Origin of the sequence: Colidextribacter sp. OB.20 (assembly GCF_009911595.1) — a bacterium.
GTDB lineage: Bacteria > Bacillota > Clostridia > Oscillospirales > Oscillospiraceae > Lawsonibacter.
Window position 1 is genome coordinate 1 of the sequence record NZ_QWKG01000031.1, and the last position, 8,656, is coordinate 8,656.

The 8,656-nt window shown below is 59.2% G+C and carries 11 protein-coding genes; all 11 read left to right on the forward strand.

Annotated elements, in window-relative coordinates; translation table 11 throughout:
* Positions 1-72: 72 nt before the first annotated feature.
* The 11 genes from D1641_RS08835 (at position 73) to D1641_RS08885 (ending at position 8,446) form a co-directional block, all read left to right on the forward strand.
* A complete protein-coding gene (locus tag D1641_RS08835) occupies positions 73-1,695 on the forward strand; it encodes a CD1108 family mobile element protein (RefSeq protein ID WP_243149334.1) in 1,623 nt (540 codons plus the stop codon).
* A gap of 15 nt (positions 1,696-1,710) precedes the next feature.
* The gene (locus D1641_RS08840; protein WP_160664791.1) at positions 1,711-1,962 is read left to right on the forward strand and encodes a DUF4315 family protein; all 252 of its coding nucleotides are present in this window, start codon (positions 1,711-1,713) and stop codon (positions 1,960-1,962) included.
* Positions 1,959-2,609, forward strand: a complete 651-nt coding sequence (locus D1641_RS08845) for a CD1107 family mobile element protein (RefSeq protein ID WP_160664793.1) — start codon at positions 1,959-1,961, stop codon at positions 2,607-2,609. The genes D1641_RS08840 and D1641_RS08845 overlap by 4 nt, the downstream gene beginning before the upstream one ends.
* Positions 2,606-2,791, forward strand: coding sequence for a hypothetical protein (locus D1641_RS08850; protein WP_160664795.1), 186 nt, complete (start codon positions 2,606-2,608; stop codon positions 2,789-2,791). The genes D1641_RS08845 and D1641_RS08850 overlap by 4 nt, the downstream gene beginning before the upstream one ends.
* Positions 2,792-2,795: 4 nt before the next feature.
* Entirely contained in the window at positions 2,796-3,149 is a 354-nt protein-coding gene (locus tag D1641_RS08855; protein ID WP_160664797.1) for a cysteine-rich VLP protein, read from the forward strand.
* Between the two features lie 133 nt (positions 3,150-3,282).
* On the forward strand, positions 3,283-3,879 hold the full coding sequence (locus D1641_RS08860) for a hypothetical protein (RefSeq protein WP_160664799.1): 597 nt from the start codon (positions 3,283-3,285) through the stop codon (positions 3,877-3,879).
* Positions 3,880-3,923: 44 nt separating this feature from the next.
* Positions 3,924-4,232 carry a plasmid mobilization relaxosome protein MobC gene (locus D1641_RS08865; protein WP_160238442.1) on the forward strand — a complete coding sequence of 103 codons (309 nt, stop codon included), beginning with the start codon at positions 3,924-3,926 and terminating at the stop codon, positions 4,230-4,232.
* A 96-nt stretch (positions 4,233-4,328) separates the two neighbouring features.
* The gene (locus D1641_RS08870; RefSeq protein WP_160664809.1) at positions 4,329-5,759 is read left to right on the forward strand and encodes a relaxase/mobilization nuclease domain-containing protein; all 1,431 of its coding nucleotides are present in this window, start codon (positions 4,329-4,331) and stop codon (positions 5,757-5,759) included.
* 386 nt (positions 5,760-6,145) lie between these two features.
* Positions 6,146-6,694, forward strand: a complete 549-nt coding sequence (locus D1641_RS08875) for a sigma-70 family RNA polymerase sigma factor (RefSeq protein WP_160664801.1) — start codon at positions 6,146-6,148, stop codon at positions 6,692-6,694.
* A 25-nt stretch (positions 6,695-6,719) separates the two neighbouring features.
* The gene (locus tag D1641_RS08880) at positions 6,720-7,388 is read left to right on the forward strand and encodes a DUF4367 domain-containing protein (protein ID WP_160664803.1); all 669 of its coding nucleotides are present in this window, start codon (positions 6,720-6,722) and stop codon (positions 7,386-7,388) included.
* 170 nt (positions 7,389-7,558) lie between these two features.
* Positions 7,559-8,446, forward strand: a complete 888-nt coding sequence (locus D1641_RS08885) for a hypothetical protein (protein WP_160664805.1) — start codon at positions 7,559-7,561, stop codon at positions 8,444-8,446.
* The last annotated feature ends 210 nt before the right edge of the window (positions 8,447-8,656 follow it).

Genomic DNA, 8,656 nt, shown 5'->3' on the forward strand with positions numbered 1-8,656 from the left:
CAGAGGCCCCGCAAATCTGACCACAAATCCAAGCTCCACCAGGAGAGCGAACGGGCCCGGCCCTCTGAGCGGCTGCGGCAGGAGGGGAAGAAGCGGAGCGCCCAGGGGCAGACGCGGGCGGAGAAAAGCGCGGTCAAGGCGGAAAAGGCCAAGCTCCGCATGGGCGCGGCCCAGGAGAAGCTGGCGGCCCAGGCCCCGGCCAAGCTCCCCGGCCCCGTGAAGCGCGGGGCGGGGGCCCTGGGCTGGAGCGTTCACGGCTTCGTCCACGGCAAGGTGTACGAGGTGGAGCATGAGAACGTGGGGACCGAGGGGGCCCACCACTCCGAGCTGGTGGGCGAGGCCGTGGGGCGCTGGGGGACCCGCCGTGTGCGGCAGGCCGTCCGGGACCACCCGGCCAAGGCCGCCGCCCGCGCGGAAAGCCGGTATGTCAAGGCCACGGCGGAGCACCGCTTTCAAACGGAGCTGGAGAAGCACCCAGACCTGGGCAAAAACGCCCTGGCCCGGTTTGCCCAAAAGCAGCGCCAAAAACGGCAGTACGCGAAACAGGCGCGGGAGGCCGCCAAGCAGGGAGCCAAGGCCGCCGAGAAAACCGCCGTCTCTGCGGAGAAGCTGGCGGAGAAAGTGGTGGGCTTCGTCAAGCGTCACCCTGGCGGCGTGGTGATCGCCCTGGCCTGCGTCCTCCTCCTGTTCACGGTCCAGTCCTGCGCTTCCTCCCTGGCGACGCTGGGGAACGGGATCATAGGCGGGATCGGGGCCAGCACCTACCCCGCCCAGGATGGGGATATGCTGGGGGCCGAGGCCGCCTACTGCACGTTGGAGGCGGAGCTGCAACAGTACCTTGACACCTACACCAGCACCCACGACTATGACGAATACCACTTCGACCTGGACGCCATCGAGCATGACCCCTATGTGCTGATCTCCATGCTCTCCGCGCTCCACGAGGGGGAGTGGACGCTGGAGGAGGCGCGGGGGACCCTCCAGGCCATTTTCGACCGGCAGTATATTTTGACGGAGGACGTGGTGACGGAGCGGCGGTATTACATCGAGACGGACACCTGGACCGACGGCGAGGGCAACACCCATTCCAGCAGCTACCGCGTGTACTACGATTACTACATTTGCACGGTGACGCTGAAAAACGAGGACCTGTCCCACCTGCCCATTTACATGATGGGCGGGGAGCAGTTATCCCGGTACGCCCTCTACATGGCCGCCCTGGGCAACCGGCCCGACCTGTTCCCCAATTCCGGCTATGTGGACAAGTACATCACCAACCCACCCCAGCCCTACGACGTGCCGGAGCAGTATCTTTCCGATCCCGTGTTCTCCGCTTTGCTCACCGAGGCGGAGAAGTACCTGGGCTATCCTTACGTTTGGGGCGGCAGCTCCCCGGCCACGTCCTTTGACTGTTCCGGCTTCCTGTCCTATGTGCTGAACCAATGCGGCTGGGACGTGGGCCGCCTGGGGGCCCAGGGGCTTTATAACTACTGCACCCCTGTCAGCTCCCCACGGCCCGGCGATTTGGTATTCTTCCGCTACACCTACGACGCGCCCAACCCGGACGGCGTGACCCACTGCGGCCTCTATGTGGGGGATGGGATGATGCTCCACTGTGGGGACCCGGTGCAATTTACAAGTTTGAATACAAGCTACTGGCAGTCCCATTTTTACGCCTGGGGGCGTTTACCATGATGAAGGAGGTTTTGAATGGCAGTCAGCAAGAGCGCGAAAATCTGGGCCGAGATGGAGAAGGTCAAGGCCAAGATCAACGAGCAGCAGGCCCGGCTGAAAGAGCTGGAGCAGAAGCACCGGGAGGCCGAGAATGAGGAGATCGTGGACATCGTGCGGGGCATGAGCGTGTCCCTGGACGAGCTGCCCGCCCTCCTGCGGCAGCTCCGGGGCGGGCCCTCTGGACACGGTGTCCAGAAGCCCGGCGAGGGAAAGGAGAGTGCGGAATGAAGAAAAAATCCCGTATGCTGGCGGCGATGCTCTGCGCCGTCCTGATGGTGGGGGTGCTCACCGTCCCGGCCTACGCGGGCGGCGGTGACGAGGGCGGCGAGTATGTCCCCTGGGTGGGGCTGGAGCCTGTGGACCCCCTGCCCGTGGAGCAGCCCCAGGAGCCCAAGCCGTTCACCCCGGAGGGGACGGGGACGGTGTTGGACAACGCCACGGACCAGGACGGCAAGGAGTTTTTCACCATCACCACGGCGGACGAGGCGGTTTTTTATCTTGTGATTGACCGGCAGCGTGGGGCGGAGAATGTGTATTTTCTCAACGCTGTCACCGTCTCTGACCTGATGGCCCTGGCGGAGCCTGGGCAGGAGCCGGAGGCCCCGCCCCCCGTGGTGGAGCCGGACCCGGAGCCCGAACCGGCCCCCGAACCGGAGCCGGAGCCCCAAAAGTCCGGCGGGGCCGGGATGCTCCTGGCGGCCCTGGCGGTGCTGGCTATCGGCGGCGGGGCCGGGTGGTACTTCAAGATATACCGCCCCAAGCAGCACAAGGCGGCGGAGCCGGAGGAGGACTATTCCGACTATGACGAGCCCGACGGCTACGACGACGAGCCCCCCTGGGACGTGGACGACGAGGACGAGGGAGGGGACGAGTGAACTTCACTGACAGCCCCTACGAGCCCTTTATGAAGCAGCCCACCTACCACCGCCCCCCGGAGCCTGCCCAGGCCCCCAGGGGATCGGAGTGCGAGGGATGCCCCTACTGGCGGGGTCTGCGGTGCGTGACCTGCTTCCGGGCCTATCTGCGGAGCCGGGCCGGGCCCGGCGGGGGGAGGTGACGGCATGGAGCAGCGGGAGCTCACCCGCGAGGAGCGGGCGGCGATCCGGGCCCTGGTGGTGAAGTGGTGCGCCAATTATGACCGGGCCGTGGGATGCTTGCCTTTGGACTGCGAGTGCTATATGCTGGGGAAAACCTGGACGGGGCCCCTGTGCCGCTACTTCCGCGCGGCGGTCCTCCCCCTGGACCCGGTCCTGGAGGCCGCACTCACCGCCCCCAGCCCCGTGGAGACGCGGGCCTGCCCCCTCTGCGGGCGGCCCGCTCTCCTGACCGGGCGGCGGCGCTACTGTTCCCCCGCCTGCGCCCAGGCCGCCCATAGGAAACAGCAACGGGACCATATGCGGAAAAAACGGGGCTGACCTGTTGACAATTAGGTCCCCCAAAATCCAGTGTTTTCAAGGCTTTCCAGACGCCGAACGGGGGCGGGCCGTATCATTTCACGTCCTGCCCCTGTTTCGGCCCCATACTGTCAACATTTTGGAGGAGATCAACATGGACAAAAATCAAGGCTACGCAATATTAAAAGTCGTCATGCTGGAGAATGGCCGGGGCTTCGCCCTGGGGGAGTGCCCCAGAGCGCCGGAGCCCTTTGTGACCTGGGCCTGCTATGACGACGAGCACGGCAGACGGCAATATGAGTGGGGGCACTACGGCAGCGACCGGGAGGCGCTGGCGCGGGAACTCACGGAGCGGGTGGAGGACTACCAGCAGCAGTTTTCCGTCAAGGTGGCGTGGGTGGAGGAGCCCGGCCTTTACAAGTATTATTCCACCCAGCGGCCCGTGGACATCGGCACATTCCCCAAGCCGCCGCACAACGCCCCGGACGAGATCGTAAACTACGACCAGCGCGTTCCCGTGGAGGGCGGCGCGTTCCTGGCCTGGGGGCATTTGACCTACACGCGGCCCCTGTCGGAAAAGGATATGGCGGACTATGAGCTGCGGCCCTCCAAGGACAACCCGGCTGTGGGGAAACGCATGGAGTGGAAACCCTCCATTTCCCGGCAGATGCAGGAGGCGGGGCGGCAGGCCCAGGAACGGCAGGCCCCGTCTACTCCCAAACGGGAGGCCCCGGATCGGGGCGAGAGGTAGCCGTGGCGGGAAAGAAGCGCCGACGCTCCGTCCATCTCCACGTCATGGTGACGCCGGAGGAGCAGCGGCAAATCCAGGAGCGCATGGCCCAGGTGGGCATTTTGAACATGGGAGCCTATATGCGGAAAATGGCCCTCAACGGCTATGTGCTCCAGGTGGACCTCTCCCCGGTGCGGGAGCTGGTGTCCCTCCAGCGGCGGTGCGCCAACAATCTCAATCAGGCGGCGCTCCATGTGAACACCTACGGCGGCCTCTACCCCAACGAGCTCCAGGCGCTCCAAAAGGACTATGCCGACCTGTGGGGCCCTCTCTCCGAGCTGCTGGAGAAGCTGGCCCAGGTGGTGGCCCTGTGACCCGTGGGAGCGGCCCTGGCCGCTCCCCGGCTGTCCCCGCCTCTGGACACCGTGTCCAGAGCTGGGGAGAACCGATTTTGAAAGGGGGTGCTGTCCCTGGCGACGACCCGCCTCATATCCCACCATATCAGCGGGGGCAAGTCGATTTTGGCCTCTCTGTCGGACCGCTTCGACTACGGCCAGAACCCGGAAAAGACCCTGGACGGGTCCCTGATCCGCTCCTACGAGTGCGACCCCCTCACCGCTGACAGCGAGTTTCTTTTGAGCAAGGCCCGGTATAAATCTATCACGGGCCGGGAGCAAAAGCGGGACGCCGACGTGCTGTGCTATCAGATCCGCCAATCCTTCCCCCCTGGGGAGCTGGACCCGGAGGAGGCGCTGAATATCGGCTATGAGCTGGCGATGCGCTGGACCAAGGGGAAACACGCTTTCTTTGTGGTGTCCCACGCGGACCGCCCCCACCCCCACGTCCATATTTACTACAACTCCACCACCCTGGACTGCACCCGGAAATACCGGGATTTTTTAGGCTCCGCCCGCGCCCTGCGGCGGCTGTCCGACCGGATATGCCTGGAGCATGACCTGTCCGTTATCAAAAACCCCAAGCTCCATAGCAAGGGAAAATTCCGGCACTACGGCCAATGGCTGGGCGCGTCCCGGCCACCCTCCTACAAGGAGCAGCTACGGGGGATCATAGACGGGGCCCTGGCGGAACGGCCCGCCGACTTTGCCGGGTTCCTCCGGCGGATGGAGGCGGCGGGGGTCCAGGTGAAGTGGGGCCGGGGCGGGGTAATCTCGTTCCGGCTTCCCGGCCAGGACCGGGCCACCCGCTTCCGGGCTTCCACCCTGGGGGACGGCTACGGCCCGGAGGACGTGGAGGCGGTGATCGACGGGCGGGCCCCCGTCCGCAAGCCCGCCCAGGGGCGGCCCCGTTCGGCGGCTCCCCGGCGCGTCAATCTGATTATTGACATTCAGCAGCGTATGGCCCAGGGCAAGGGCCCAGGCTATGAGCGGTGGGCAAAAATATACAATCTCAAACAGATGGCCGCCGCCCTCCAGTTTCTCCAGGAGAACGGCCTGACCGACTATGACGCCCTGGCGGAGCGGACGGCGGAGGTGGTGGACCGGGCCCACGCCCTGGCCGGGGAGCTGCGGGGGGTGGAGGAGCGGCTGGCCTCCACCACGAAACTCATGGGGGCCGTGGTGGACTACGCCAAGACCCGGCCCGTGTTCGACGGCTACAAGGCCGCCCGGTACAGCAAGAAGTATCTGGCGGAGCACGAGGAGGCCCTGGCCTCCTATCGGGCGGCAAAGGCGGCGATCAACGATATTCTGGGCGGGGCCAAGCTCCCCAGGATGGACGCGCTGAAAAAGGAGCGCCGGGAGCTGGCGGAGCGGAAGAAAAAACTCTATACCCAATACCGGGCGGCACAACAGGAAATGCGGGAGGCGGTGGCGGTCAAGGCCAACGTCGATCACCTCCTCGGCCTGCCCGGCGGGCGGGAGAGTAAGGCCCAGGAGCGATAGCGACGGGGCCGCAGACAGAAGCCTCTGGACACGGTGTCCAGAGGCTTCCGGCGGGTTTGGGGTGCAACCCCAACAAGCATTTTTGACGGCCCCCGGCCAGTCAAAAATGGCAAGTGTGGCCACACTTGCCCTGCTTGCCGTTTAGCGCGTCCCCCGAAACCCCCGCTTTTTATGGGACGGCGCTGTCTGGGCAGGGCACCCTTGCGCCCTGCTGTCCCGCATATTATAATGGCTTTGCGGCAGAGAAAAAATTTTTTGAAATTTTTCAAAAATCCTGTCCCCAAACCGTTCGTTTTCAGGTTTATATATTAGAGTGTTTTTTACGGAGGAGTTTGTCAAAGGCACAAGCCCACCCCGACACAAAGCAGAAAACGAGGTAACGCCCCATGCTGATATACCTGCAAATGCTCGATACCCCGGAGGAACGGGCAAAATTTGAAACCCTATACCACGCCCACCGGCGGACTATGCTCCATATCGCCATGCAGATTTTGAAAGACCATCAACTGGCCGAGGACGCGGTACAGGAGGCTTTTCTGCGGCTGGTAAAAAATTTTTCTAAAATCGGGCAGATAAATTGTCCCCGAACGCGGCTGTTTACGGTTATTATAGTTAGAAACATTTCGCTTACCATGCTTGCGGAACGGAAAAAAGAAACTGTCCTTGAAAGTCCAGACGCCGTGATCCCAATCGAGTACGATCTGGAGGAGGACGTACTGGAGCGGATTGCCTACGAGGAAGTATTGAACGCCATCCGGGAACTGCCGGTACTTTACAGGGATGTGCTGTATCTTCAATGCGTAGAGGAATACAAGCTGACGGAGATTTCCAGGCTGCTGGGCATTGAGACGGAGACGGTAAAAAAGCGTGTCCAGCGGGGAAGAAAAAAGCTGCTGGATCAACTGACAAAGGAGCATGAAAATGACGACGCTTAAAGCGGCTTTGCAAGAGGCGTGTTTCATGGAATTAGAGGAAATACCCTCCGAGGAAATATTGAGCGAGGATGAAGCCCTGACTTTTTCACCGGCCTTTGAGCGCAAAATGAAAAAGCTGATCCGCCGGGCCGACCATCCCGTTTGGTATCGGATCACCCAGGCTGCGGCCTGCCTCCTGTTGGCGGCGCTGTTGAGCGGCTGTACTGTCCTGGCAGTCAGCCCGGAGGCGCGGGCGGCATTTGTGGGATGGGTGCGGGAATTGTCGGAGGGCTGGTCTGTCTACCATTATTTCGGTGAAAAGAAAGACAGTCTGGAAGATATTATCTACCGCCCAACCTGGGTCCCTGATGGCTATGAGGTAATTTCGGAGTATTCCAATCCCCGGAATGTCAAGATAGAATACAAAAAAACAGACGAAGAACTTGCCATGTTTTCTTATACTATGTACACCACTTCAATGGAAGCCCAGGTTGAAAGTGATGGTATTGAAGTGAAACATATTTTGATAGACGGTCATTCGGCTGATTTATATTTAGACCCAGACCCAGGAAAAGAAAATGTTCTTATATGGATGAATGACGAGGCAGGCGCACTATTCACCATTTCGGCGTCATTCAGTGATGATGAAATTATTAAAATGGCCGAGAGCGTGGAGGTGCTGGAAAGTGTTGATACCGCTGAAATGACATCTTAAATGCGTCTGTCAAAGTTTGTACGGCGATATAGCAGGAGGTGGCATAAAAATCAAGAGTAAGAACAAGCATCGCACAAGCAAATTATAAGAAAGGTGATAAGTTTATGTTCGTTGGTCAAATACAGGCAGCCGCCCATATGGGCAATTAAGAGAGGAGGAGTGAATTATTTATGAGAATCAATTTAGCAAGCAGCCAGAATATGTTTGGGCCGCAAATGCAGAATACAATTCAACGAATGGGACAAGTGCAAAACGCTGGTTTTCAAAAGATGATCCAGCAGATAAACACCAATTATGGCAACAAGAAAAACCGTGATACGGTTGAATTGAGCAAAACGGCTCTGGAGCTTCTGGAGGCCAGCAAAACCGAAAAAGCAGATGAAGCCAAAAAGCCCGAAGCTGCTTCCGATTTTCAGAAGTACGCACCCGGAATGTTTACCCAAGAGGAATGGGCGGAACAGTCGATTTTGGCGCAAAGAGACGGAATACAGACTGTTTCCGATGTGATTGACTATGCAAAATCCAAATTGGAATATACCATGTCGAAGATTTCCGAGCTGGAAAACTATTTGAACGGCACAGGTACGCATAGCGATCCCAATATGACAAAAGATTTGGCGGAAACGTATCTGCATAACTACAAGCAGAGTATTCAATCAGACTATACCGACATTATTCATAGCCATATCAATCCGCACCGGTCCACAGTGGATGAATACGATGGATTGTCTGGTGGATTAGCGTCAAAGGCGACGGAAAATCTGCTCAATTCTATTTCCGCTGAATCCCTGGGACTTTCCAATTTGTCGGATGATCCCCAGGAAATTATGAAAGCGTTAGAAAATGCGTCCAAGGTACTCGACGGAATGAAGCAGAACGTAGAATCTGCCTACACACAGATGACGAACGGTAAACAGATTACGGAACCCGCCAGAAGCACCTCTATTTTTGATGGAAACACCAGTCTTAATTTCTTTGCGTCCCAGATGGAAAAGTCGCATAGAATTATAGATACTGCGCAAATGAAATTCACTGGTCAAACGCTAAATTTCCAATGATATAGGATATTGAGCAGACTAAGAAAAAGACATTTAGCCGCCAACGGAAACGGCATATAAAAAAACCGTTGGATGGGCGGCTGTCTATTAACGCGCTCTGAACAACTACCAAACGGCGGTTTTGAAACAACGATTTGATATGCTCCCTCTAAAGTAGACAGTGGAAAAACAAAACTGTCGAAATAGAGGGAGCAATTAACATGAGCCTAA

Excerpts from the sequence above, each read along its gene's own strand:
- D1641_RS08840 (WP_160664791.1), top strand. The coding sequence starts at position 1,711 with ATGGCAGTCAGCAAGAGCGCGAAAATCTGGGCCGAGATGGAGAAGGTC.
- D1641_RS08845 (WP_160664793.1), top strand. The coding sequence starts at position 1,959 with ATGAAGAAAAAATCCCGTATGCTGGCGGCGATGCTCTGCGCCGTCCTG.
- D1641_RS08855 (WP_160664797.1), top strand. The coding sequence starts at position 2,796 with ATGGAGCAGCGGGAGCTCACCCGCGAGGAGCGGGCGGCGATCCGGGCC.
- D1641_RS08860 (WP_160664799.1), top strand. The coding sequence starts at position 3,283 with ATGGACAAAAATCAAGGCTACGCAATATTAAAAGTCGTCATGCTGGAG.
- D1641_RS08865 (WP_160238442.1), top strand. The coding sequence starts at position 3,924 with ATGGTGACGCCGGAGGAGCAGCGGCAAATCCAGGAGCGCATGGCCCAG.
- D1641_RS08875 (WP_160664801.1), top strand. The coding sequence starts at position 6,146 with ATGCTGATATACCTGCAAATGCTCGATACCCCGGAGGAACGGGCAAAA.
- D1641_RS08880 (WP_160664803.1), top strand. The coding sequence starts at position 6,720 with ATGGAATTAGAGGAAATACCCTCCGAGGAAATATTGAGCGAGGATGAA.
- D1641_RS08885 (WP_160664805.1), top strand. The coding sequence starts at position 7,559 with ATGAGAATCAATTTAGCAAGCAGCCAGAATATGTTTGGGCCGCAAATG.